The sequence below is a fragment of the Pseudomonas sp. FSL R10-2189 genome, from assembly GCF_009600325.1.
Classification (GTDB): domain Bacteria; phylum Pseudomonadota; class Gammaproteobacteria; order Pseudomonadales; family Pseudomonadaceae; genus Aquipseudomonas; species Aquipseudomonas helleri.
The window spans coordinates 24,876-48,696 of record NZ_WIVZ01000021.1; the positions used below are offsets into that span (position 1 = coordinate 24,876).

Annotated in this window: 27 protein-coding genes and 1 tRNA gene; 4 read left to right on the plus strand and 24 right to left on the minus strand. The window is 58.9% G+C overall.

The features are described 5' to 3' along the window. Window positions 1–2 precede the first annotated feature (2 nt). The 14 genes from GHO32_RS15910 to GHO32_RS15975 all read right to left on the minus strand — a co-directional run bounded on the left by GHO32_RS15910 (window position 3) and on the right by GHO32_RS15975 (window position 12,240). Window positions 3–530, minus strand: a complete 528-nt coding sequence (locus tag GHO32_RS15910; RefSeq protein WP_034065551.1) for a DUF3158 family protein — start codon at window positions 528–530, stop codon at window positions 3–5. After that, entirely contained in the window at window positions 527–1,327 is an 801-nt protein-coding gene (locus GHO32_RS15915; protein ID WP_034065549.1) for a PFL_4669 family integrating conjugative element protein, read from the minus strand. Before GHO32_RS15915 ends, GHO32_RS15910 begins: the two co-directional genes overlap by 4 nt. A gap of 317 nt (window positions 1,328–1,644) precedes the next feature. Continuing rightward, complete coding sequence (locus GHO32_RS15920; RefSeq protein WP_054911179.1) at window positions 1,645–2,889, minus strand: STY4528 family pathogenicity island replication protein; 1,245 nt, start codon at window positions 2,887–2,889, stop codon at window positions 1,645–1,647. Between the two features lie 3 nt (window positions 2,890–2,892). Beyond that, window positions 2,893–3,453, minus strand: a complete 561-nt coding sequence (locus GHO32_RS15925; RefSeq protein ID WP_034065544.1) for a DUF2857 domain-containing protein — start codon at window positions 3,451–3,453, stop codon at window positions 2,893–2,895. Window positions 3,454–3,468: 15 nt separating this feature from the next. Beyond that, window positions 3,469–5,097 (minus strand): ParB family protein, encoded by a 1,629-nt coding sequence (locus GHO32_RS15930; protein WP_153442909.1) that lies wholly within the window; start codon window positions 5,095–5,097, stop codon window positions 3,469–3,471. Then, window positions 5,094–5,339 carry a hypothetical protein gene (locus GHO32_RS15935; protein ID WP_034065541.1) on the minus strand — a complete coding sequence of 82 codons (246 nt, stop codon included), beginning with the start codon at window positions 5,337–5,339 and terminating at the stop codon, window positions 5,094–5,096. Before GHO32_RS15935 ends, GHO32_RS15930 begins: the two co-directional genes overlap by 4 nt. After that, window positions 5,323–6,198, minus strand: a complete 876-nt coding sequence (locus GHO32_RS15940; RefSeq protein WP_153442911.1) for a ParA family protein — start codon at window positions 6,196–6,198, stop codon at window positions 5,323–5,325. Before GHO32_RS15940 ends, GHO32_RS15935 begins: the two co-directional genes overlap by 17 nt. Window positions 6,199–6,240: 42 nt before the next feature. Further along, window positions 6,241–6,453 carry an AlpA family transcriptional regulator gene (locus tag GHO32_RS15945; RefSeq protein WP_012205952.1) on the minus strand — a complete coding sequence of 71 codons (213 nt, stop codon included), beginning with the start codon at window positions 6,451–6,453 and terminating at the stop codon, window positions 6,241–6,243. A gap of 118 nt (window positions 6,454–6,571) precedes the next feature. Next, window positions 6,572–7,327 carry a hypothetical protein gene (locus GHO32_RS15950; RefSeq protein ID WP_012205951.1) on the minus strand — a complete coding sequence of 252 codons (756 nt, stop codon included), beginning with the start codon at window positions 7,325–7,327 and terminating at the stop codon, window positions 6,572–6,574. 564 nt (window positions 7,328–7,891) lie between these two features. Next, a complete protein-coding gene (locus GHO32_RS15955) occupies window positions 7,892–9,820 on the minus strand; it encodes an integrase arm-type DNA-binding domain-containing protein (protein WP_153442913.1) in 1,929 nt (642 codons plus the stop codon). A 240-nt stretch (window positions 9,821–10,060) separates the two neighbouring features. Beyond that, window positions 10,061–10,134 (minus strand) — tRNA-Gly (locus GHO32_RS15960). A gap of 108 nt (window positions 10,135–10,242) precedes the next feature. Then, complete coding sequence (locus GHO32_RS15965; RefSeq protein WP_178113899.1) at window positions 10,243–11,115, minus strand: alpha/beta fold hydrolase; 873 nt, start codon at window positions 11,113–11,115, stop codon at window positions 10,243–10,245. 162 nt (window positions 11,116–11,277) lie between these two features. Then, window positions 11,278–11,985 carry a pseudouridine synthase gene (locus GHO32_RS15970; protein ID WP_153334150.1) on the minus strand — a complete coding sequence of 236 codons (708 nt, stop codon included), beginning with the start codon at window positions 11,983–11,985 and terminating at the stop codon, window positions 11,278–11,280. 33 nt (window positions 11,986–12,018) lie between these two features. Next, the gene (locus GHO32_RS15975; protein ID WP_153334152.1) at window positions 12,019–12,240 is read right to left on the minus strand and encodes a cysteine-rich CWC family protein; all 222 of its coding nucleotides are present in this window, start codon (window positions 12,238–12,240) and stop codon (window positions 12,019–12,021) included. A 617-nt stretch (window positions 12,241–12,857) separates the two neighbouring features. Here GHO32_RS15975 and ung point away from each other — a divergent pair. Beyond that, window positions 12,858–13,550, plus strand: a complete 693-nt coding sequence (gene ung / locus GHO32_RS15980) for a uracil-DNA glycosylase (protein WP_123749745.1) — start codon at window positions 12,858–12,860, stop codon at window positions 13,548–13,550. Window positions 13,551–13,626: 76 nt separating this feature from the next. Here the strand turns inward: ung and GHO32_RS15985 are convergent, their stop codons facing one another. Next, the gene (locus tag GHO32_RS15985) at window positions 13,627–13,986 is read right to left on the minus strand and encodes a hypothetical protein (RefSeq protein ID WP_153334154.1); all 360 of its coding nucleotides are present in this window, start codon (window positions 13,984–13,986) and stop codon (window positions 13,627–13,629) included. Then, complete coding sequence (locus GHO32_RS15990) at window positions 13,983–14,252, minus strand: ogr/Delta-like zinc finger family protein (RefSeq protein WP_123749746.1); 270 nt, start codon at window positions 14,250–14,252, stop codon at window positions 13,983–13,985. The genes GHO32_RS15985 and GHO32_RS15990 overlap by 4 nt, the downstream gene beginning before the upstream one ends. A 337-nt stretch (window positions 14,253–14,589) precedes the next feature. Here GHO32_RS15990 and GHO32_RS15995 point away from each other — a divergent pair, with 337 nt between their 5' ends. Continuing rightward, window positions 14,590–15,009 (plus strand): helix-turn-helix domain-containing protein, encoded by a 420-nt coding sequence (locus GHO32_RS15995; protein ID WP_178113897.1) that lies wholly within the window; start codon window positions 14,590–14,592, stop codon window positions 15,007–15,009. Between the two features lies 1 nt (window position 15,010). Here GHO32_RS15995 and GHO32_RS16000 read toward each other — a convergent pair whose 3' ends face one another. The 6 genes from GHO32_RS16000 to GHO32_RS16025 form a co-directional block, all read right to left on the minus strand. Next, on the minus strand, window positions 15,011–15,361 hold the full coding sequence (locus GHO32_RS16000; protein ID WP_123749748.1) for a putative holin: 351 nt from the start codon (window positions 15,359–15,361) through the stop codon (window positions 15,011–15,013). Then, window positions 15,351–15,761, minus strand: coding sequence for a head completion/stabilization protein (locus GHO32_RS16005; RefSeq protein ID WP_123749749.1), 411 nt, complete (start codon window positions 15,759–15,761; stop codon window positions 15,351–15,353). The genes GHO32_RS16000 and GHO32_RS16005 overlap by 11 nt, the downstream gene beginning before the upstream one ends. 34 nt (window positions 15,762–15,795) lie before the next feature. After that, window positions 15,796–16,080, minus strand: a complete 285-nt coding sequence (locus tag GHO32_RS16010; RefSeq protein WP_306106469.1) for a helix-turn-helix transcriptional regulator — start codon at window positions 16,078–16,080, stop codon at window positions 15,796–15,798. Window positions 16,081–16,379: 299 nt separating this feature from the next. Beyond that, window positions 16,380–17,894: a tripartite tricarboxylate transporter permease gene (locus tag GHO32_RS16015; RefSeq protein WP_048368007.1), complete on the minus strand. Its 1,515-nt coding sequence runs from the start codon at window positions 17,892–17,894 to the stop codon at window positions 16,380–16,382. Window position 17,895: 1 nt separating this feature from the next. After that, window positions 17,896–18,354: a tripartite tricarboxylate transporter TctB family protein gene (locus tag GHO32_RS16020; protein ID WP_123749750.1), complete on the minus strand. Its 459-nt coding sequence runs from the start codon at window positions 18,352–18,354 to the stop codon at window positions 17,896–17,898. 57 nt (window positions 18,355–18,411) lie between these two features. After that, a complete protein-coding gene (locus tag GHO32_RS16025; RefSeq protein ID WP_153334158.1) occupies window positions 18,412–19,389 on the minus strand; it encodes a tripartite tricarboxylate transporter substrate binding protein in 978 nt (325 codons plus the stop codon). A 448-nt stretch (window positions 19,390–19,837) separates the two neighbouring features. On the opposite strand from GHO32_RS16025, the gene GHO32_RS16030 reads away from it, so the two are divergent. Together GHO32_RS16030 and GHO32_RS16035 are read left to right on the plus strand one after the other, a co-directional pair. Continuing rightward, window positions 19,838–20,509, plus strand: coding sequence for a response regulator (locus GHO32_RS16030; RefSeq protein WP_153334160.1), 672 nt, complete (start codon window positions 19,838–19,840; stop codon window positions 20,507–20,509). Continuing rightward, window positions 20,502–21,905 carry a sensor histidine kinase gene (locus tag GHO32_RS16035; protein ID WP_123749753.1) on the plus strand — a complete coding sequence of 468 codons (1,404 nt, stop codon included), beginning with the start codon at window positions 20,502–20,504 and terminating at the stop codon, window positions 21,903–21,905. The genes GHO32_RS16030 and GHO32_RS16035 overlap by 8 nt, the downstream gene beginning before the upstream one ends. Before the next feature lie 115 nt (window positions 21,906–22,020). On the opposite strand, the gene GHO32_RS16040 is transcribed toward GHO32_RS16035, so the two are convergent. Both GHO32_RS16040 and GHO32_RS16045 read right to left on the minus strand, forming a co-directional pair. Beyond that, the gene (locus GHO32_RS16040; RefSeq protein WP_048385479.1) at window positions 22,021–22,839 is read right to left on the minus strand and encodes an HDOD domain-containing protein; all 819 of its coding nucleotides are present in this window, start codon (window positions 22,837–22,839) and stop codon (window positions 22,021–22,023) included. A gap of 15 nt (window positions 22,840–22,854) precedes the next feature. Next, window positions 22,855–23,799 carry a folate-binding protein YgfZ gene (locus tag GHO32_RS16045; protein ID WP_153334162.1) on the minus strand — a complete coding sequence of 315 codons (945 nt, stop codon included), beginning with the start codon at window positions 23,797–23,799 and terminating at the stop codon, window positions 22,855–22,857. Window positions 23,800–23,821: the final 22 nt, after the last annotated feature.

Sequence of the window (23,821 nt, forward strand, 5' to 3'; positions counted from 1 at the left end):
CATCACCGATCACGCATTCCAGGTGGGATGGACTTGAGCCGGCGCAGGTAGGCGTCTTCCGCCACAGCCGCCTTGCTGGCGCATTCCTGGGCCTGCCTGCCCAAGGTGTGCAACAGGCTGATCTGCATGTTCAGCGTGATGCGCTGAAGCTCGATCGCGTGCAGCTCGGCCAGCAGGTTGATCGGCGTGCCGGTGCTCGCCATCAATTCCTGCCACAGCGCCACGCCCATGGCTGAGCGGTCGTGCTTGCGCCAGCGCAAAAACGCCGTGCCTGCGCCAGTGGTTTGCTGGGCCAACTCCACGGGCAACAGGTGGAAGGGATGCCCGACTGCCTGTTGCAGCACCTGCCGCTGCGTCAAGCCAATCAACTCGTCGCGCATGGCGAAGCACTGGCTGGCCCAGGCCTCAAGATCCCCCTTACCCTTAAAAGGCTTCAAAAGGCCTTTTAGAGAGGCAGCGTGTTCCAGCTTCATGAAGGTAGCCTGTTGCAGGCCCTGGAAGTAACGGGGTTCGCGGTTCGGATCGCTCATGCCTGCTCGTCCTCGACCTCGCCGGCGCTGATTTCGGGTGCTGCGTCAGTGGCGGGCTCGTCGGTGGCGACCTCGTCGTTGGGGGCAGGCGCTGCAGCAGGACTCTCGACACGCTGTTGCAGACCACGGCGCACGATGGGCGGCGCGAACTTCGAGCGGCGCGTGCCTTCCAGCACGTCCTCCGGCAGTTCGCCGAATTTCTCCAACGCCGCCCGTGCTGCGGCGTTCTTTGACGCGAAGTCGTCGCGCGTGCAGCCCGAATAGCGGTATTGCTGGGCCTGCGAGAACAGGCTGCGCAGTGCATGGGCGCCCTCGTTGAGCCAGCGCTCCAAGGTACTGCGGTCGATGAGCGCCGTGTGGTGGGCGAGGATCAGTTTGCGGGCGATGTCGTCGTAGTCGGCCAGCAGATAGACGGCGGCAAAGCCGAGCTGCGCATTTACGAACAGCGGCAACTTGACGGGCTGCACGTTGAGGTTCTCGCCCAGGCTGAGTGCGGGCGGCACGCTCGCCAGCGCCTGATCCACCTGCTCGCGCAGCGCTTGCAGCGTGGTCTTGGTCTGGTCGAGCTTGACCTCGATGCGCAGCATCCACCAATCCGAGTACGGGTCGTCCTGCTCCGAACCGCGCCGCATCTTGTTCATTTGGGCGATGTAGCCGTTCAGGCCGACGATGCCCGGTCGCCCCTCGGCAGCGGCACGGCCATGCCAGATGCGCGAGGCGTGGTGCGTGTGAAGCGTCAGCGACATCGCGCTGCGCAGGGAACCGAGATTCAGTTGCAGAGGCTCATTGGTCGCCATGGTGTCCGCTCGTTGTGTGGAAAGGAGCGCTCAGCTTCGGCAGAAAGCGGAAGGCCGTCAGTCAACAAACCGAAACCAGCCAGACCCCGGTTCAGCGCGTGGTGGCCGCCTGCGTCGCGAGTTATCCCCAGGGGATAGCTCCATGGAGCGCCAGCGAACGCTGCGCGTCGGCATCAGGGGAGGCCACGCCGATGCTGCGGCAGATGTTCGAGGCGAGGCCTGCGACTGCACGGCATCCGCCCCAACGGTGGAACTATCCCCAGGGGATAGCTCTACTGGCATCCATAGGCGTCCACTTCACCGCCTTGTCGGTCGGCTCACTTGCTGGCGAGCAGATTGCGCAGCCGCTCGATGTGCTGCCTGGCGACTTCTGGTGGCACCGGCTTACCCTGCGTTTGGGGTGGTGATGCGGGCGGTGGCCGTTCGTTTGGCGGGGTGGGTGCCGGTGGAGGGTCTTTCTTGGCCCAGGCATTGAACTCACCGTGGATGGCCCGCTGGATGATGCCGAACAGATACCCAGCGGGATTGCGGATGCCATGGTTGCTACAACGCGCGGCCCATTCGTCCAGCACGTCCTGCCTCAGCGAGGCATCAACCTGCTGCAATGCCACCTTGGCACCCGCTTGCTGTTCCGCCTTCAGTTCCGTGAAGCGCTTGGGCCATTGCAGATCGCCCAACGCGCGTGCTTGCGCGGTAGTACGTACTTCATTAAGACAACTACTACGTACTGTACGGGCCTGCTTCGGATTCCGAAGAGAGACGTCTGGCGCGGGTTTCAGCCCTGCTTCGGAATCCGTAGCGGGTCGTTCACCATTCCGAAGAAGGCTCGGAGCCCCTTCTTCGGAATGGTGAATGGCGTCCTCCTGTGGATAACTATCACTGGCCATGAGGTTCTGGTTGGCGAGACGTTCGGCCATCACCTGCAACCGTGACGGGAGGGTGCGTCCGGCCAGTAATGGGTCTTCACCGATTTCCTTGAGCGTGTGCAGGCCCACGATTTGCACGGCCTTGGCAGAATGGCCGAGCGCCTGGCTGACGAGTTGCAGGTAGTCCGGGTCGAGCTGCATGGCCTCGAACGGTGTCAGGGGGTCGTCATGCAGCACGTACAGATTGCCGAGGATGCGGCCGGTCTTGGGGTCACGCCGTCGCCGAACCAGGCTCAGCCAGCGGGTCAGGCGCATCAGTGTCAGCGCCCGTGCCACGGTTTCATGCGAGGCCTGGCCTGCGCAGGGCATGGACGCCAGCCAGGGGCGCAACTGCTCGTAGGTGGGAAATGCGGTTACGCCGTCGTCGTTGAGCATCAGCCGGAACACTTGCCAGGCGTTTCGTTCCAGCGGCGTCAGGCGGCGGTCGAGGAACAGCTTGCGTGGCACCGTTTCGTGTCGGTTGCCACTGAATAGGAAAGCATCGCCGGAGGTGGGCGTGGGCGTGGGCGACTGTGCCGGTGTAGGCGCAGGTGCGCTGGGGGTGGGCGCAAGGTCTTTCAGCGCAGCATCGAACAGTTCTGCCAGTGCGATGGGGCCTTGGCGTAGGGCCCGTGGTGCGGTGTCGTCCACGGCCATGACTCAAGCCAGTCCCTGATCGACCCAGCTCTTGATCGAGGCCCAGACCACCGACAGAGGCAGCGACATGCCTTCGGCCAAGTCCATGGCGGCATCGAGGATGGAAGTGTCATCTTCGAGATCGACGGTTCTGTTGTTGGTCACGGCCTTCCATTGCCGCCACAGCTCCGTGTCCTGCTCCTCGTCCAGCACGGGGTGCCGACCCTTGCGCTTGGGTAGACCGAGGATTTCACGGCGAAGCGCTACTTCCTGATGCGTCAAGCCATAGAACTTGCTGACCATCTCCGTGCTCGCGCCCAGCCTGAGCATGCGATCGACCGTGGCGATTTCCTTCTCCACGTCCTGCGCCTGCTGGAGCAGCCGCCGCAGCACTTCGCGGTTGACCGTCACTGAGCACCAGGAGACGTTGGCGTTGGCCAGCACGCTGATCAGCGCGGGATGCTTGAGGGCATCCAGCTCTGCCTCGCCAAACCCCATCAGTTTGCAGCGGCGCAGTTGCCCATTGCGCAGGTCATAGAGGGCCTGGGCGATGACAGCCTGGTTGAGTGGGTGTGCTGTGGACATGCTGGCCTCCCTCGCTTAGGTTCCAGAGTCCGCAGCGCCGGCTTCGAGATCGAGCAGGCGGCGGGCCAGTCGCAGCAGGCGGAACAGCTTGACCAGCGCGGTGTCGCTCAATCGTCGGGCTACGTCGCCCTGGCCGTGCAGCAGCGCCGGCAGGTCGATTACGAGTTGCCCGTTGTCCAGACCGACGTCGGCGGGCTGCTGACCGGCCAGGCAAGCCAACAGCGCATGGACGGCACGGCCCAGCGACGCTGGGTTTGTGGTGCGAGCACGGCAGGCGAAGCCGATGCCGTCTGGGCGGTCATCGATGCACTCGCCCAGGTCTGCCTCGACCGCAATCTCGCGGGCAAACTGCGCGACGTGGATGCGCAGGTGCTCGGGTGTGTCCAGGCCGGGGGCGATGTACCAGACATCCGAGATCGGATAGAGCCCGCCAGCCTGCACAGGGATGGACTGCAAGACATTCGCCGAGAAGTCGTGCGGCAGTGCATCGCCCAACTGGTCGGCGACCATGCGCTGGATGGACTCAAGTCGCTCCGTTGTCAGCGCCGGGGAGACAATGTGCTTCTGAAGCAGGTCGCCATCTGCCGCCGGACTGACCGCGCCCGAATGACTGGCATCCGCATCGCTCTCGCCCGTCGAGGGGGTTGCCGTCGGCCTCGCAGCAGGTGGCGCAGTATCGGCAGGTGGGCGCGCGATGGCTTCTGGCTCTGGCAAGGCAGGCGGCGTCGAGGGCGGCGTCGGCTCGCTGACCAAGGCACGCTGGCGGTTCTCGGATTCGGTCATGTCCAGAGCGAGCACGTCGTAATCAACACCCAGCAATTCGGTCATCTGGCCGATCAGTTCGTCCTGTACGCGCTGCGCAGAGAACTCGTCGGCCTGGACATCGAATTGCGACAGCACTTCCTGAAAGAACTCGTCGAAGTCCTGAATCAGTGAGCGGCCTTTGGCGTAATGCTCCCAGGTGCGCTCGCAGGCCTTGCGCATGACCGACAACCGCTCGACCTGGTGACGCCCCAGGCCGGCGTAGAGCACGGTCGGGATTGCGGGCAGCAGGTAGCGTACGGCGTCGGCCATCCGGCTGATGTGCGACTGCTGCACGGGGTATCCATCGGCGGCCAGGCGGCGGGCCAGCTCGGATTGGCTCAGGGGGGAGCCGCTTTCCAGTTCGTAGAACTCGCGCGCTTTCTCGACGCCCAAAGCGCGCTCGATGAAGGTGAGGCCACCGCGCAGTTCGTTTTCCGCAAGATGCCCGGTGAGCGCGACGATCTCGCCACGCTCGGGCCACGGGCGGAACAGGCATGAGACCCGAAAAAATCGTTCGTCCCTGGTCTCCGACCAGAGTTCGCGCAGGATTGCCAGTCGCGTGTTGCCGCCATTGCGGATGATGTAGTGATCGTCGCCGGGCCGCCGGGTGATGGTCGGTGCCGCGTCCAGACCACGCTCGCGGATGGATGCCTTGATTTCCTCGTACACCGGATTGCGCTTCTTGCGCGGGTCGTGGTCGTAGGGGCGCAACTGGTCCAGGGTCACGACCATGGGCGTGTCGGCGATCGGGTCGCTCAAGGACGTTGCTGACGGGCCGCTGCGCTCGAACCCGGATGCAAGCAGTTTGCCGGCCATCTGCTGGGAGGTGATCTCAGTCATGGCCGCCCCCCCTGCGCTTGGGACCGGGTCTCGCGCTCAGCACGACGGATCTGCGCACGGGCGTTGAGGGCTGCCCGGTGATCGCTGGCCGTCGAACTGGTGTAGATCGCGGCGCAGCCTGCCTTGGTGAACTTGAGGTGACCGCCCGCCGTGCGCTTTACGTGCCAGCCTTCGCCGACGGCGAACTCGATCAGAGCGCGCAGCCGGCTGTGGCCTCGGGCCAGTTCATGTGCGTTGGCCATGGGGCCTCCTGGTATCAAGAGGCTGTGGCGGACGGCCGGGCACAGCGGCAAATCGATCCTGCCACTGTGGGAGCAATTCGCCGGCAAGATCGCGCATGGTGGCGAGCGCGGCGGGAGCGACTCTGCCCACTGGTTGGCGGTACTCGACCCGATGCACCGGCAGGCCGCGCGTCGCAGCACGCGGATAAGCCTCAATGGCCGGTACGTCGGTGGCCAGAATCCGAATGTCGGTGTGGCCCTGGAAAAGATCGCGCAGCGCCTGCTGGATCAGCCGGGCGTTGGCGGACACCGGATGGACGCGGTTGATGAGCAGGTACAGCGGCGGCGGCTCGATACCCAGGTGCCGGTATGGTGCAATGTCCTCCAGCAACTGCATGGTGCCGCGCCGCAGTTCGCGGGCGGCGAGGATTTCCGGAGTCACGGGCGACAGCGCGAGGTCGGAGGCAAGCACCGCCATCTCCAGCATCACCGAGCGCGCGCCCTGGGTATCGATCAGCACCAGGTCGTAGAGGGGGTTCAGTATCGGCAGCAGATGCCGCAGCCGCAGGCGCCCGTCTGGCGCATGCAGCAGCAAAGTGTTCAGTTCTCCTCGGTGGTCGTTGGAGAGCACCAAGTCCAGGCCCGCGATGATCGTGCGGGACACAAGCTGGTCGAGGTCGCGCTCGTTGAAGGCCAGCAATTCATAGATGCCGCCGGGCGCGCGGTGAGCCAGCTCATAGTAGGAGGACAAGGTGGGCTGCACATCGAGATCGAGCAGCAGCACGCGCAGTCCGGCGTCCGCAGCGAGACCGCCCAGGTTTGCGGCCGTGGTGGTCTTGCCGACCCCGCCTTTGGTTGAAATGATGGATACGACCTGCATGGTGTTCTCCGTATGAGGATGGAAAGTCCGCGGGAGAACGGATCAGGCCCGGTTGTTGACGCGCTCGTCGATCCACTGATCGATTTCGATGGAGTCCCAGCCCACGGCGCGCACGCCCAGACGCAGCGCTTGCGGGAACTGGCGTTTCTTCATCAGGTTGTAGATGTGGGCGCGCTTGAAACCGGATTTCGCTTCGACTTCTTCCAGGCGCAGGATGCGGCGCTCGTTTGGCGGCAGTACAGGTGTTTGCGACATGGCGGTCACTCCTGAACGCTCAGTGGCGTTTGTTGGCGTGACCTCTATTCAATAGACACGGCAGCGAAAAGACATTGCAAATGCAATCTCCGCTACTGCACATACAAGCTGGCAAATCTCAGCGGGAGGCGCTACGCAACCGGCGCCTGGCGGTGGCGAACTTGCCGTTCAATGTCCGCTCCGCGATACCCATGGCGCCGCTGTGATGGGCGACCAGCGCGCTGACCACGGCCTCCTGCGTCTTGAAGCTGGAGTACGGCGTGCCCGATGGCGACTGGCCGAGCATCAGCTCTAACAGGCCGCCAACGATGTTCAGGTAGGTGGCCTCGGCCCGATCACTGATCGGACACTGCGCGCATGCCGAAATCACCGTGGACTGCTTGAGCAGCGCGTCATGCTTGTCCTGCAACTCGCGAAGCTGACGTTTGGTCTGTTCCAGGGCGGATTTCAAACCCTGGCGTTCGACCAGCATGGCTTGCCCTGTTTCTAGGGAGATGAAGGGATGGATGATGCGCTCGCTGCGGGAGAAGAGAAAGCCGGGCCGCTGCTCGGGGTAGTGCTGGCGCATCCAGCACTTCAGATCGACATGACGTACCGTCAGATCAGGCGATTCGATCAACGCGGTGTCGCGTGTCGTGATGCCATGCTGCCCGAAGGGCAGTTCCCCGTTGAGGATGCCGTCATAGATGCGGTCGGTGTACAGCCGCAGTTCGCCCAAACGCGGGCAGTCCAGCGACTGCGGCAGATCCATAGGCGACGAGACCGAAGCCAGGATCACCTGCTCGTATCGCAGCAGTCCGGCCCAGCGGATGGACGCTTCGAGCGGGCGGTAGAACACCTTTGATGTTGGTGCATCATTTTTGTTCTCGTGCATGCTCCGTCTCCTTCCAGGAGAAGAACTACAGGGCCGACTGCTTTTGCAGCCGTCCTCATGGTCGGCCTGTTGTCCGCGCAAGACGCGAGTGATGACGCCCGCTTTTGATGACTTCTGATCAGTTCGCGCAACGAGTAGGCGTTGTGTGCTCGATGTGCAAAAATCCATCGGGCACAAGAAAACCGAGCGTCTGTCGCGGCTCGACAGTGACGCTTGCGCTATCAGGATCGTGAGAAGTGGCTGCTCTCGCAAAACCGTATCGGTATGGTCTGATGCGCCAGCGGTTTCAAAAAGCGGCGAACGCTCGGAATCTATTGATCGGGGCTTGAGATTGGCAACGAAAATCCGCTGGTGTCATATCCGATCGAGATACTGATATAGCGAGATAGCATTACCGAGAAGTCGCCTATGGTGACTGCCGAGCGCTGATCCGACGCTAAACGCTGCCTGCCAAAACGTGGAAATTGCGAGTTGGCCGCGCAGAAGACGGATGGGCGGCCATGCGAAGCGATCGACGTTCCCTCCTTTGACCTTGACCGGACGGTGCTGCCGCTCGGCCTCAGCTCAACGGGCGACGGGATCTTCGGGCATATCAACCAACATTGCCGTTTTTGCCAGGCGCTCTACAGTCTGCCTGGCCAGCACCGGAGACGCCTCCGATTGCTCTGCAAGCTCATCGGTTTCTATGGCATGTGCGGCGACCAGTCGAGCTGCAAGATGCAGGTTGGTCGGATCGACGGCCTCGATGACTGGACACTTGCCCAGGGCATCGTATGGCCGCAGCAGTGCGTGATAGATGTGCCAGGTGTCGATACCGCGCGGCACCAGCTTCAGGACAGCCTGAATCAGCTTGCGCTTGATGGGGTCGAGTTGCCAGTCCGGGACGCGCTGCCCACGGTGACCCAGATGGATCGACAGGAGATTGCCGGCCTGAATCTCGTAAGTGATCCAGCGGCGGGACTTGCCAACCAGCTTGGCGTAATCGGCCACCGACAGGTTGTGGGATGCCTCGAATATCTCCAGCAATTGCAAGCGCTCGCGCTGCACCTCTGACAGCGTGGGTCGCGCGTACTCGGGCAGATGCACCGCCGAAAGTCGATAGACGGAAGCTGGAACCGCTGGTGCATCGGGTGCAGGCGCAACGATCAACTGAGGGGCGTTTGGATTCAGGGCGGGCGGCTGCGCTGCCGCCTGTCCGGCGATTGTGGGCAGGCCCTGCAACGTGATGGTCAAGTGCGTGCTGGCAACTTCGACCTGATTCTGCTCGAACAAGTCCAGCCGGTCGGCCCAGTCCTGCATCATGACGCGGCGTTGCTCGACGTACTCGGCGTGGTTGTAGGTCGCGCTGATCCGATCCGGATCGGCATGCGAAAGTTGGGCGTCTACCCACTTGGGCGGATACCCCAATTCATTGAGCGCAGTCGAGATGGTGGCGCGAACGCCATGCCCAGTGAGTTGGTCTTCATAGCCCATACGCTTGAGCGCGCCATTGAGCGTGTTCTCGCTCAGAGGGTTTTTCAGGCACCAATCACCGGGGATGAGATACACCTGTGCTGGCTTCAGATTTCCCAGCAAATGACGAACGACCTCTTGTGCCTGCAACGACAGTGGCACGATGTATGGCGGGATGTCGGCGAAACGCTGGCGCTTCTTCTTGGTGAGCTGCTTGCGTTGCTTGAGCCTGACAACCGGGATGATCCACAGACCGCGCTCCAGATCAAACTGATCGGGCGTGGCGTAGCGCAATTCACCGGTGCGCACGCCCGTGAGCAGCAGCAGACGTAGACCCAGTTGCGTATTCAGGCGACCGCTGTACTTGCGCAACGTCTGCAGCATTGCCGGCAGCTCGGGCATGCGCAAAAAGGGATTGTTCTCCACCGGGGGCAGCGGCATCGCCACCACGTCCAAATCCTTGGCCGGGTTGTCGCCCATGTTGGGCACCACCACCGAGGCGTAGGTGAATAGCTGGCTGAACCAGGTGCGCAGCTTCTCGGCCACCGACAGCGAGCCACGCTTTTCCACTCTGCCGATGATGTCCAGCAGGTGGGCGCGGGTGACGTCGTAGATGGTCAGGTGGCGCAATACGGGAAACACGTCCTTGGCGAAGACGCGCCCGATCTGCTTGGGCGTACTTTGGCGGCCCTCATTTTCCAGAGAGAGGCTGCGGTGGGCCAGCCATTTGTCGTAGATGGCCTGGAAGGTGTGCTCGCCCGCCAGGACGATGGCGTGGCGCTTGCGCTTGCGCTCCGAATGCGGGTTGATGCCCTTGGCCAGCATGGCCCGGGCCTCGTCGCGCAGATTGCGAGCGTCTTTCAGGGAAAGCGCGGGATAGCCACCGAAGGACATGCGCTCGCGCTTGCCGCCCCAAGTGAAGCGGAAGTGCCAGGCCTTGAAGCCGGTGGCGGAGATGTAGAAGTAGAGACCGTCGAAATCGACAAGCGAATACGCCTTGCCGGTCACCTTGGCCTGTCGAACCTGGAGGTCTGAAAGCATGAGTCCAACTCCTGCGAAGCGAGTTGGATGCCATGTTCCCGACGGAACCCCGGCTCCTCCAGCAACAATACGGTTTTGGGGACCTCCGTATTGCCAGTGTACCGCTCAACGTACCAGTTAGAACCGGCTGGGAGTGGATTTCGCTGGATGTCAGTGGATTGAGATAAGGTAAAAATCTCAATCCTGACAATGACTTACGACGTTCCCTGGCGTTCGGTGGAAGTCCCTGGAAAGTCGAAGTGGAGCGGGTGAAGGGAATCGAACCCTCAACTAAAGCTTGGGAAGCTTTCGTTTTGCCACTAAACTATACCCGCTCAAAGCGGCTAACTTTGTACCAGAAGTCGGCCTTGATGAGAAGTTTTTTATTCTTGAAACGTGCATTTCAGGGCGTTGGTTAAAACCTTTTCGTGTTTCAAGCACCGTCACAGCGCTACCGACAGTCGCTGTGCGGGCCTTGTGATGACAGGCGCTGGCGGTTTTAAAAAGTCGAGCAAGGCAATCTTGCTGATGTGGCTGGCCTGTTTGTGTTCCATGTCCAGAAAGTGTCCGGTGTTTTCAACGCTGACAAATTGGCTGTCGCGGATCGCGTGTGCGAATTGCCGTGCGTCATTGGCGGCGGTGTATTCGTCCCATTCGCCATTGATGAACAGCACCGGTATTTCAATGCGTTGTGTGGCCTTGAGATAGCACTGAGGGTCGCCGCTCAGCACCTGGTTGATGTGAAAGTGCATCTGCGCGTATTCGTGTTCGGCCAAGGTGCTGACGTGCCGGTAGTTGAAGCGCTTGAACAGTGAAGGCAGGTGTTTGCCCAGGGTGTCGTTGACCAGGTTGCCGACCTGCGTGCGGTTGCAGTCTGCCAGGCAACGGCGGCCGCGCTCCAGGTAGTTGCGCATGGGGATATTGATGAGGGGCGAAAATGAGCTGATGACGGCTTTTTCGATACGCCGGGGTGAACTGGCCAGGGCGGTCAGCGCGGCGGTGCCTCCCCATGAAAATGACAGCACGTACTGGGCGTCGAAGTGCTCAATCAACTCCAGAAGCACGTCGGCTTCCAATTCTTTAGTCAGAGGGGTCTGATGCCGGTTATGGGGTTTTGAGTGGCCTGCGTAGGGCTGATCGTAAAGGACGACGTTGAGGTGCGGGTGCAGGTTTTTGACGGTTTGGGCGAACGATGCCGTGGTGGACATCGACCCATTGACCAGAATGATGGTGTTTTGCGCGGTATCAGAGCGGTAGAACTCAGTGTGAATTCGATACTGCCCCTGAATGTCGAGCACAGCGATTTCGGGCTTCATCATAGGTCTGACTCCAGTGAATCGAGCGTCTGTCAGACTGATAATGCGCCGCGATTGTGACAGGCAGGCGTGGCCTTAAGCGCAGTTCACATCTGTAGGAGCGAGCTTGTCTCGCGATCTTTTCAACGATCAAAAGGTCGCGAGGCAAGCTCGTTTCTACAGCTATTGCATCGCAGGGCAGCACTGTTGGACTTCCTCTGGCGTCAACGCGCGGTATTCGCCCGGGGCGAGTCGGCTGTCGAGCATCAGCGGGCCAATGCTTTCACGGTGCAGGCGCACGACCTTATTGTCGAAGTAGCCAAACATGCGTTTAACCTGATGATAGCGACCTTCAACAATGCTTAAGCGCGCCGAGCGTGGGCCGAGCAGTTCAAGTGTGGCAGGCAAGGTGGTCAGGTCTTCGTAGGCGAAATACACGCCCTGTTCGAACCGGGTGATGTAAGCGTCAGTGATGTCTTGTTCCGTCTCGACGTAGTACACCTTGGGCAGTTTGGTTTGTGGTTGCGTCAGGTGGCGAGACCAATGACCGTCATTGGTGATGAGCATCAAGCCGCTGGTGTTGAAGTCCAGTCGACCCGCGATGTGCAGGTCGTGCTTGTCGTCTTCGTTCAGCAGATCGAGCACGGTCGGGTGCTCGGGGTCCTGGGTGGCGCTGACGCAGCCTGGCGGTTTGTGCAGCATGAAATAACGCGCGGGTTTGCCGGCTTGCAACACGTGTTCGTCGAGCTCAATCCGGCTGAACTCGCGAATGTCATGGTGTGGGTCAGAGACGATCTGGCCATCAACCCGCACGCGCTTTTCAATCAGCAACAAGCGAGCCTGTTGGCGGTTGAACTGGGGCAGGTTGCTCAGAAAACGGTCTACGCGCATAGCGATCAATCACAAGAAATACAGGCCTGCATCTTACGCGAGGTGTTCTGGGGGCGCCGAGGGTAATTGGTTGAGTACGTCGGCGCAGCGGGGGCACAGGCATGCGCTGTTGCGTTGCTCGGGCGCCAAAGCCCGCAAGATCTCAGGATCAATGCTGACGCTGTAACACCAGCAGGGCAGATGCTCGGTCTGTGCACTGGCCATAGAGCAGTCATTACGCGCACCACAGGCGGGGCAGAGGTCGGGAGCTGTCATGTCGGGTGTCCGTGGAGTGACTGGCATCTGTGGCGCCAGTGTATGCCTTGTGCACTGGCGCTGCGCTAAACATCTTGTCGCGTACGGGCCTGGCCACTGGTCTGAGGGTGAGTGTTGCATGGCACTGAGTCTGCTTTTTGCGGTCATATAAATCGTCAGGCAGCATTGCTGTTTGGCGCCGTCCAGCGCCGCTGGATCGTGCCCTTTCGCGGTCCAGGAGGCCGCCATGTTCCGACGTCTACTCACTATTGTTGTATTGGGTTTGGCTGTGTCTGCGTGTGTGCCTTATAACTCGGGTTACAGCGTTTATCGCTCTGATGTTTATACGGTGCCAGCACCTTATTACTACGGCGTTTACCGGCCATATTACGTCTACCCGCACCCTTACTACGCCCCGTCGCCACACTACTGGGGGCCTGGGCCCGGGTATCACTATGGTTATGGGGGAGGGTACGGCCGAGGCTGGGGAGGCCGATAAAACACAGCGCACGTAACGCGACTAATCCCTGCGTCGCAGGCTGGCGTGCGTATCGTCAGTCTGCGCTGCGGGTATTGATCAATTGACAATGGGAGCGAGCTTTTCTAGTGTCCGCGGCATTGTTTTTAAGGGTGTAACCATGACGTCGGATGATCGTATAAAACTTGAAGCTGCCTGGAAGCAGGCTTTGCGTGAGGAGTTCGATGAACCCTACATGGGCGAGTTGCGCGAGTTTTTGCGCCAGGAACATGCCGCCGGAAAAGAAATCTACCCGCCCGGGCCATTGATCTTCAATGCGCTGAACTCAACGCCGCTGAACAACATCAAAGTGGTCATTTTGGGGCAAGACCCCTATCACGGGCCCGGCCAGGCGCATGGTTTGTGTTTCTCGGTTCAGCCGGGTATCGCAGTGCCGCCATCGCTGGTCAATATCTATAAAGAACTCAAGCGTGACTTGAATATTGATATCGCGCCTCACGGCTGTTTGCAGTCCTGGGCGGATCAGGGCGTGTTGTTGCTTAACACGACGATGACCGTGGAGCGGGGGATTGCCGCCTCCCATGCCAAAAAAGGCTGGGAACGTTTTACCGATCGCATTATTCAAGTCGTCAGTGAGCAGCAACCTCAGCTGGTCTTTTTGCTTTGGGGCGCCCATGCGCAGAGCAAGCAAAAGCTGATCGATGCGACTAAGCATCTGGTGCTTACATCGGTGCACCCGTCGCCGTTGTCGGCTTACCGTGGGTTTATCGGCAATGGGCATTTCAGTCGTACCAACAAGTTTCTCGAGCAAAATGGCCTGACCCCGATCGACTGGAAGTTACCGCCTGTTTGATCCGGGCTCACACGCCGTTGGCACACCAGGTAAGGCGCCTGGTGTGCTGAGGCGCAATGATCTGAGCCTGTGCGGGTCAGACCAGGCGCAAGCGACAGTTATCGGGCGCTTCAATCACTCTGCCGACTATCGCTGCAACAGGCACAGCCCAGGTCATGCCGTTGGCCGGGTCGGTAATCACCGCGAGCGTATCGCTACTGGCACTGACGTCCAGACGTCGTCGTTCATGAATGGTTTTTAAATCGCCATAGGCATGACTGACCAGCTTTTCCGCAAGCGCTGTGCTTAATTCAAATGTCGTGACCAAATACCGAACCGCCTTGCAAAAAAGCACCTGGTCGTTACCGGGGTGCTGGGCCTGATAACGTCGCAAGAACACCAGCGCCGCTTGCTGAAGGTAGGGATGGTCTTCGATTTGCGAATAAATTAGGGTCATGCGCGGGCGCCCTCGGCAGTCATTTTTTCGGACGGTAGCGCCGCTTGGCGCAACTCCTGATTGACACCCGGCAGGCGCACGTCCGGGTTCGGCATACCACTGGGAGACAGCTCATGGGTCATTTCAAATTCTGCCCTGACTGACCAGCCGCAGGCTTCGGTTGTGCATTGCAAATAAGCGACGCGTAAGAAGATATGTCGACCTTCGCTGGTGCGAATACGCATTCTGCTTAAGCAATGCGGACAAACCATTTTATAGGTGCTCATGACTGACTCCAATTGAACTATTGTTGTGTGCCCGTTTGAATAAGCACGTTAATTTCAAAGAAAGATCAATCCGTTGATCATGCAGGCTGACACCTTATGTCGGGGTTAGTCAGTTTTTTGATGATGAGTAATCCTTTTTAACTGTTCTTGTAAGAATTATGACTCCGGATAAGTAATCTTTTTTTCTGGTTTTCTTTATGTGTTTGTTTTTTCCTAATAGGCTGTTTCAATAGTCTTTTGTTTTGATGGGAAATGTTACATATCTATAACTAAAAAATACTCAATACGCGTAAATTCTGCCAAAAAACACAACAATGTCAAATTGGAAAAATTCAAATTGAGTAGCAGTAAATCTATTGAAATACTTGGACGGTTGAAAAAAATAACCCGCGTTAAAACAGACTCCGGACTTTCCGAGGTGCTAGGGGTAAGTCCGCAAACACTCAGTAGCTGGAAAGGACGCGATCGAATTCCTTACTCGGTGTGTATGGAACTTGCCAGCGCACATGGTGTCTCGCTCGACTGGCTATTTGGAGGGCAGGGTCCAATGTTATTGCAGTCGCCGGCGACGATGGTTGAAGCCGTGGGCAGGCTGTCCGAACATGAACGAAAAATGGTATTGATATTTCGAACATTAAAACGCTCCGATCAACGCGTTGTGTATAAAGTGGCCGAAGAAAAACAACAGCTTTATCTGTTGCTTCGTCAAGTTGAAGAGCTGTCAGCCCGTCTTGAATATGATGCTGCACGCCGTTAGGTTATTTGGGCCCTTTGAAACGTCGCAGTACATCGGCAATATCTGCAGTGTTGACCCAAATCATGAGTTTTATGCTGATAGGTATGACCACCAGTGCGCAAATAAATGCCGTGACTCCCACGGATAAGCCGTTTAAGTGCGGCAGGGCGACAGGGGTGAATAAATAACCGACGCAGGCGCTCAGCAGAAAGGAGCCTACGTGTTGCCAGCCCTTGAGAGACCTGCGTGCACTGGTGACCACCCACGCCCCCAGAGAGGCCCCAAACAATGCATTACGGTCGATCATCGCGATGATTGGAAGCCCTATTTCCAGATACCAGTACGAAGCAAAACTAATCATTTCATTCGTCATGATGTCGGTACTCATGCGTGAACAAATGGAGGGCAGGCGGCTCATCCAGAGAACAGCGGCGTCCGCACTTTGCAATTTTTAAATACTGATAAAGCTCAAGGGCTGCGGTGGCTTCTACAGCGCTGAGGTAGTGAGCCACCAACACGGAACAGTTATTGATAGTGGGGGCGGGGACTTCTTCTAAATACCCATAACCTTGTTGCCGAACATGCTGCTGCCACACGGTCAGTGCTTTATTGACGGTGGCAGTTGCTCCGTGCGCTGCTGTTCTAAGTCGCCCTTCACTGATACTTGAACTCAAGGACAGGGCTTTTCTTAGCGATGTCAAGTTGATGGGGGGCCAAAACGCATCATCGCTGGTGCACTCTGATAGTAAGAGAGAGGCTGTTGATAGGCTCATGCTTATAGTCCTTGGCACGCCTTTTTATTGCCCGCTAAGGCAGCAGCGGCATGCCGAGCTTAATGGCTTTGATGACGGCGGCGTGACGCGATGTGACGCCGAATTTCATTCGTACATTGGCGATATGAAAATTTATGGTTGTTTCTGATCTGTTCAGAATGAGCGCCACCTCGGCACTAGTTTTTCCTTGGGCACACCAACTAAGGACTTCATGTTCCTTTGGCGTCAGAGAGGGTATGAAATCAGGCGATATAGAGGGTGTATCCAGTGAGAGAGATCGCCTGGAAAAGCTGCGCTTTTTCATATGTTGCCCTTGCATTGAGGAGTGTGCCGGACGAGAAGATCATTCTTGAGGTGCTAAAAATAATCGGTCTGCTGACGTCTCATCAACGTGACAAGGTTGTAGGAATGTCCATGACAGTAATGGAATTTTCCTACATGGTTGTGGGAGTTTTAAATACTGGCTTGAATAGATGTTTAAGCATGATTACATGCGAGTTGGCGATCAACCGGTTGCCTGGCGAGCAGGGCGCCCGCCAGGCGTTTTACTTGGTTGCCATAGAGACAACCGCCAGTCAGGGCGACTGGCGGTGTTACTCGCAGCCTTTAACGCCTGATTCAGGCATTGGCTGTGGTGTGGCGTTTGGCGCTGCGCTTGCGCCAGATACGCACGATAGGGAACAGCAGCATCACGGCGGTCAGGCCCCAGACGCTCATCGTGATCGGGCTGGCCCACAAGATCTCCAGTGCACCATTGGAAATCGACAACGCACGACGCAGGTTCTGCTCCATCAGCCCGCCCAGGATGAACCCCAGCAGGACCGGCGACAGCGGGAAGTCGAGCTTGCGCAGGATATAGCCGAAGATGCCGATGGCGATCATCAGGAACAAGTCGAAGGTGGTTGCGTGCACGGCATACACGCCAATCGCCGTGATGATGGCAATCACCGGCACCAGTGCCCAGTTAGGCACGGCCAGAATGCGCGTGAAGATGCGGATCATCGGAATGTTGAGGATCACCAGCATGATGTTGGCGATGAACAACGAAGCGATCAGGCCCCAGACAATGTCCGGTTGCTGTTCAAACAGCAGCGGGCCCGGGGTGATGTTGTACAGCGACAAGGCGCCGATCATCACCGCCGTGGTACCGGAACCCGGTACGCCGAGTGTCAGCATCGGGACCAGGGCGCCACACGCCGAAGCGCCGATAGCGGTTTCGGGTGCCGCCAGACCACGCGAGTCACCTTGACCGAATGTGCCTGTGGCACCGGCCAGGCGTTTCTCCGTCATGTAGGCCACCGCACTGGCCAAGGTTGCACCGGCACCCGGCAGCACGCCCATGATGAAGCCCAACAAACCGCAGCGGATATTCACCACGAACACCGCGGAGGCTTCTTTGAGGTTGAACATCATACGGCCGGTGGCTTTCACGGCTTCCTGGCCGCGATGGGTTTTTTCCAGCAACAGCAGAATCTCGCTGATGGAAAACAACCCGAGCACCAGCACGACAAACTGGATGCCGTCAGTCAGGTGGATGTTATCGCCGGTGAAGCGATACACACCGCTGTTGGCATCGATCCCGACGCACGACAGAAACAGGCCGATCAGTGCTGCGATAAACGTCTTGAGCGGTCGGTCGCCGGCCATGCCGCCCAGGCAGACAATCGCGAACACCATGAGCACAAAGTATTCTGCCGGGCCGAAGGCAATCGCCCATTTGGCCAGCAGCGGGGCAAACAGCACCATGCCGCAGGTGGCAATGAATGCGCCGATGAACGAGCTCCAGGCCGAGAGCGACAACGCCACGCCGGCCAGGCCTTTACGGGCCATTGGGTAGCCGTCCAGGGTGGTCATGACCGTCGATGCTTCGCCGGGAATGTTCAGCAAAATCGAGCTGATACGGCCGCCGTATTCACAGCCCAGGTACACCGCGGCCAACAAGATAAGCGCGGACTCTGGCGGCAGGCCGAGGGCGAAGGCAATCGGGATCAGCAGGGCCACGCCGTTGATCGGGCCAAGCCCGGGCAGCAGGCCAACCACGGTGCCGATCAAGGTGCCGCACAAAGCGGTGACCAGGTTGTAAGGGCTGAGCGCGACGCCGAAGCCTTGGCCCAAATAGCTAAAAGTATCCATATCAGTTCTCCAGAACTTCGAGCAGGCCAAGCGGCAGCGGCACGTCCATTGCTTTATCAAACAGCAGATAAAGACCGACGCTCATCAAGCTGATGATCACAATGCTCGGCAACCAGCGGCCGCCATACAGGCGTGCCATCGGGATGCCGACTAAGATGGCGCTGAGGACAAAACCGAGGGTTTCGAAGGTGCCGGCAAAGATCAGCAACAGCACCACACACAGGCCGATCTTGATCAGGGTTTCACGATCCAGTTGCGGGTCGTCTTCGCTGTGCACCACCGGCGAGGGGCGAAAGATCATGTAGATCAAACCCAGGCTCATCAGAGCAAGCATCAACAGCGGGAAGGCGCGAGGGCCTACCGGCTCGTAAGAAAAAGACGCCTGATAGGGCCACGCCATCGCTGCCAGACAGAGGCAGACGATGAGCAGCGCCGAGGCAAAAATACGTTGTAAGAGCATGGTTCACTCCAGGGCTGTGCCCTCACGGTAAAGGGCACAGTCAGCGATCAGCGACGGTTACTGAACGAGGCCAAATTCCTTGGCCAGGATTTTGTATTCAGCCACTTGTTTCTTCACGTAGGCGTCCAGTTCCGGGCCGGTCATCGAGAACGGAAACAGTTCGCGCTGATCGCGCAAGGTGGCGAATTCTTCCGACACCAGTAGTTTGTCGAAGGTGTCTTTCCACCACGCGTAGTCGGCATCGCTGACTTTTGGCCCCAGGTAGAAGCCGCGCACCACCGGCCAGACGATGTCGTAGCCCTGTTCCTTGGCGGTCGGGATGTCTTTCATCTGCGGGTCGTCAAGACGTTCATCGGCGAAGACCGCCAGCAGGCGCATGTCACCGCTCTGGATGTGAGGCATGGAGTCGGAAATATCGGTGCTGCCGACCTGGATATGGCCGCCCAGCAAGGCCGTGGCGATTTCGCCGCCGCCTTCCAGCGCGACGTAACGCAAGTCACGCGGGTTGATGCCTGCCGCTTTGGCGACCAGCGCCGTCTGCATCCAGTCCTGGCTACCCACTGTGCCGCCGGAGCCAATCACCACACTGCCCGGATCTTTTTTCAGTGCTTGAACGAGATCGTCGAGATTCTTGTAGGGCGAGTCTTTTTTCACAGCGAGCGCGCCGTAGCTGGTGCCCACAGCTGATAGCCAGCGCACATTGCTTTCATCAAAGCGTCCGAACTTGCCTTGTGCCAAGTTCAGCAGTGAGCCGCTGGACCATGCCACCAATGTGCCAGCGTCTGCCGGGCGCTGCGCGACGACCGCGTTATACGCCACAGCGCCCACGCCACCCGGCATGTAGGTCACGCGCATCGGTTTACTGAGCAGTTTTTCGTTTACCAGTGCGCTTTGCACCAGCTTGCAGGTCAGGTCAAAACCGCCGCCAGGGGAGGCCGGGGCGATACATTCAGGGCGTTTAGGTTCAGCCATCAGTTGGCCAGCGAACAACATGCAGCCGGCAGCAAGAGCCAAAGTGCGCAGTGAGAAATTCATAATGTCTCCGCAGGAGTTATTGTTTTTAAACGAGCAGAAAAGTGCTGTTATCAGCCGTGGCCATCGCCAACGTTTACGCCGGGCAAGTGCCGTGCATCGTCAGCGTCATGGGTACAGCGAGGGGCAACAGAATGTCGTTCGCAGGCCTGTGTGGCGGTGAGCGAAGACGGGGCAAGCAGGTAGGCAAAGGGCGATAGGCTGAGGCATCAGCATACGGTGTGCTCCATTATTGTTCTTATTGGCGAAAACACGTCGAGGTGTTTTGCGCAGCGCTAAAAAATCTTTTGCGCAACAGATGTAACTGTTTGTTGGCGAATCCTAATCCGCCAACCTTTCGTGAACCTTTCAGTTTTCTTTCAGTGTTTATTTGGGGTTCACAGCCCCGTTTGCGTCTGTACACTTCGCGCACAGAGCCATAGGCCTGAACAAAAATAATGAGGTAAATCCGATGCGTGTTCTTTTGGTCGAGGATCAGTTGCAGTTGGCCGAGAGTGTTGCTCAAGCGTTGAAAAGTACCGGCCTGACTGTGGACGTCCTGCACGATGGTGTGGCCGCTGACCTGGCACTGAGCAGCGAAGACTATGCGATGGCCATTCTTGACGTGGGCCTGCCGCGAATGGATGGCTTTGAAGTGCTGGCCCGTGTGAGGGCGCGTGGCAAAACCCTGCCGGTGTTGATGCTGACTGCGCGCAGTGACGTCAAGGACCGGGTGCATGGGCTCAATCTGGGCGCCGATGATTACTTGGCCAAGCCGTTTGAGCTGGCCGAACTCGAAGCGCGGGTAAAAGCCCTGTTGCGCCGAAGCGTGTTGGGTGGCGAGCGCCAGCAGCGCTGCGGCACGCTGGTTTACGATCTGGAGACCCGACGCTTCACATTAAAAGATGAATTGCTGACCCTGACTTCGCGCGAGCAAGCCGTACTGGAAGCGCTGATCGCAAGGCCAGGGCGGGTCATGAGCAAGGAGCAACTGGCGGCTCAAGTGTTTGGTCTGGACGAAGAAGCGAGCCCGGACGCGATTGAAATATACGTGCACCGCTTGCGCAAAAAACTTGATGGTCATGCGGTCGCAATCGTGACGTTCCGGGGCCTGGGCTACTTGCTGGAAGGCCGTGATGTTTAAGGTCGACAGCCTGCGTTGGCGGTTGCTGTGGACCCTGACCCTGTTGCTGGTGGTGCTGATGCTCGCCAGCAGCCTGAGTGCTTACCTCAATGGTCGCGAAGCCGCTGATACGGCCTACGACCGCACCTTGCTGGCATCCGCCCGCACCATCGCCGCAGGCTTGTCACAGCGTGATGGCAGTCTGAGTGCCGACGTGCCTTACGTGGCGCTCGATACCTTTGCCTACGACAGTGCCGGACGCATCTATTACCAGGTTTACGATATTCAGCGGCGGCTGATTTCAGGCTATGAACACTTGCCGGCACCGCCACCCGGCACGCCGCGGACTGACGACTACCCGGCGCTGGCGCGTTTTTACAACGCTGAATACCGTGGGCAAAACGTCCGCGTGGTGAGCCTGCTCAAGGCTGTGAGCGAACCGAACATGAATGGCATGGCCGAGATTCGTGTGGCCGAAACCGACGAGGCGCGCGTGGCCATGGCCCGCAGTCTGATGGCCGACACCTTGCTGCGTCTGGGCATGCTGGGGCTGGGCGCATTGTTGGTGGTGTGGTTTGCCGTAAGCGCCGCCTTGCGCCCGCTGGAGCGTTTGCGCACCGCCGTTGAAGAGCGCGAACCGGATGATTTACGCCCGTTGCCACTGGTGCCGGTGCAGCGTGAGCTAAGGCCGCTGGTGCAGACGTTGAACCACTTCACCGAGCGCCTGCGTTGGCAGTTTGAGCGCCAGGCGCAGTTTATTGCCGACGCGGCCCATGAGTTACGCACCCCGCTGGCCGTGCTCAAGGCCCGCATTGAATTGGGCTTGCGCACACATGACCCGCAAGTCTTGCGTCACACGCTGGAACAAACGGTTAAAGACACCGACCGGCTGACACATTTGGCGAACCAGTTGTTGTCGCTGGCGCGTATTGAAAATGGCGCCAGGGCGATTGCTGAGGGCGGGGCGCAATTGCTCGATCTCAGCCAACTGGCCCGTGAGCTGGGCATGGCCATGGCGCCCCTGGCGCATTCCCGAGGCGTGGCCCTGGCGCTGGAAGCCGACCAGCCGGTCTGGCTACGCGGGGAACCGACCTTACTCAATGAGCTATTGAGCAACCTGATCGACAACGCACTGGCGCATACCTGCGCCGGGGGTAATGTGATCTTGCGGGTGTCCTTGCCAGCGGTACTGGAAGTTGAAGACGACGGCCCGGGTATCCCCTATGAAGACCGGGAGCGAGTGTTTGAGCGGTTTTATCGACGTAACCAGCAAGTGGCGGGGAGTGGCCTGGGCCTGGCCATTGTTGGCGAAATCTGCCGCGCGCATCTGGCCCATATCAGCTTGCATGACGGCGCCCAGCGCGGGCTGAAAGTGCGAGTGAACTTCGTATCGGCAGCCGACAATCGTTCGCTGTAGGCGCGAGCTATCGCAGCCTTCGTGCCTCGGCAGCGACTACGGGTTCTGTAGGAGCGAGCTTGCCTCGCGATCTTTTGATCTTGCGGCCGCTTAGCAGTCGGACACAGGTGTGGCGTTACATGAACATCCCGCGCGCATCGTTCATTTGTTGCTGAAACAGCTCGCTGTCAGCATCCAGCTTCAGCCGCTTGAATGCGTGCAGCGCATTCAGGTTGTGGCTGAGTGTCGGGGTGTCGCGCTGTTCGCAGAACACCGTGGCGATTTGCACCAGGTCGATGTAGTCGATGGCCTTGGACTCGCGGCCAACGTCCTGATACTGCCCCGGCAGCTTGAGCAGCATTTCCGGAAATTCCCAGACCGCGAGCAATTTGTCGCCAATCACCGGGTGAATGCGTTCGATCACATGGTTCAGCGACACCGGGTCTGCGAGCAGTTCGTTGTGTTCCTCGGCATAAATCAGGATCGGCAACACGCCAATTTGATGCACCAACCCGCCAAGCGCTGCCTGATCGGGTTTGAGCGAGGTATACCGCCGACAAAACGCATAGCACACACCGGCCACCTCCAGGCTTTGTCGCCAGACGTCGCGCATTTTGCTTTCGACGACGGGCGAGCGGGCGTGGAAGATCTGTTCCATGACCAAACCAATGGCCAGGTTGCTGCTGTAGTTCACGCCCAGCCGGGTGATGGCTGTGTGCAAGTCTGTCACTTCGTACAACGCCCGCAGGAGCGGGCTGTTGACGACTTTAATCAGCCGCGCCGCCAGCGCGGTATCGCGACCGATGACTTTGCTGAGATTGCTGACGCTGATTTCCGGGTTTTCCGCAGCCTTGCGAATATTTAACGCCACTTCCGGTAGCGTGGGCAAAACCAGGTCATCTCGAACGATGGCCTTTACCAAGTCCATCTGGACTTTGCTCGCCAACATGCTCATTTCTATTCTCGAGAATTAACGCTGTATCTCACGATCACGGTCGAGTTGATAAGGCAGGTCAAGCAACGTCAGTGCAGGGCCTTGCAGATCCCCCACGTGAATGTCTCCCGCTTCAACCGCGTCAGCCGTCAACACGGCCAGCAGCTCAATACGCTCCGGAGTATGAGCGGCAATCACCACCTCACCTACGGCGCTGCTGTGTGTCGCTGAAAACAACGGCGTGCCAGGCTCTGGCTGCGTATTGCCCGCCTCAAGCGACAGGCGATAAAGACGGCGCTTGAGCTTGCCGAGGTATTGCATGCGCGCAACGATTTCTTGCCCGGTGTAGCAGCCCTTTTTGAAGCTGACACCGCCTACCGCTTGCAGGTTGATCATTTGCGGGATGAACAGTTCGCGCGTTTGCGGCATGACCTGACCAATGCCGGCGCGGATCTGGCCGAGTGTCCATTGGTTGATGTCGGCTTCAGGCAACTGGGCTTTCAACTGCTGGTGCAGGTGTTCGGCTTGCTCGGCCGGTGCCCACAGTTCTGCGCGGCCCTCTGATACACGAATGGCGATGAGCCCATTCGCCCGGGCGACGCTGTCTGTGTCGGCAGGCAGGTCGATGCCCAGACCTTGCAATACTGCGTCGCCCTGGCTCAGGCCAAAGCGCACCCACTGATCGCTGTCATCGGTCAATTTTGATTTGGAGAACACCGCGTACTTTTTCAAGTCAGCCAATTGTGGCTCGACCAGTTCACGCGCCATCGCCAGAAAGCAGCCCTGCGGTTCAAGGAGGATACGGAAACTAGACTGCATCCGGCCTTTCTGCGTGCAACGCGCACCGAGGCTTGAGCGCGTGTCGCTCAGATAATTGAGGTTACAGGTGAGTTGTCCCTGCAGGAACTTGCTGGCGTCGTTGCCAATAACAGCAAGAACGCCTTCGTGAGACAAGGTGCAGAAAAAAGCAGAGTCGGCCATGAGTCATCGCAGGTTGTAAAGT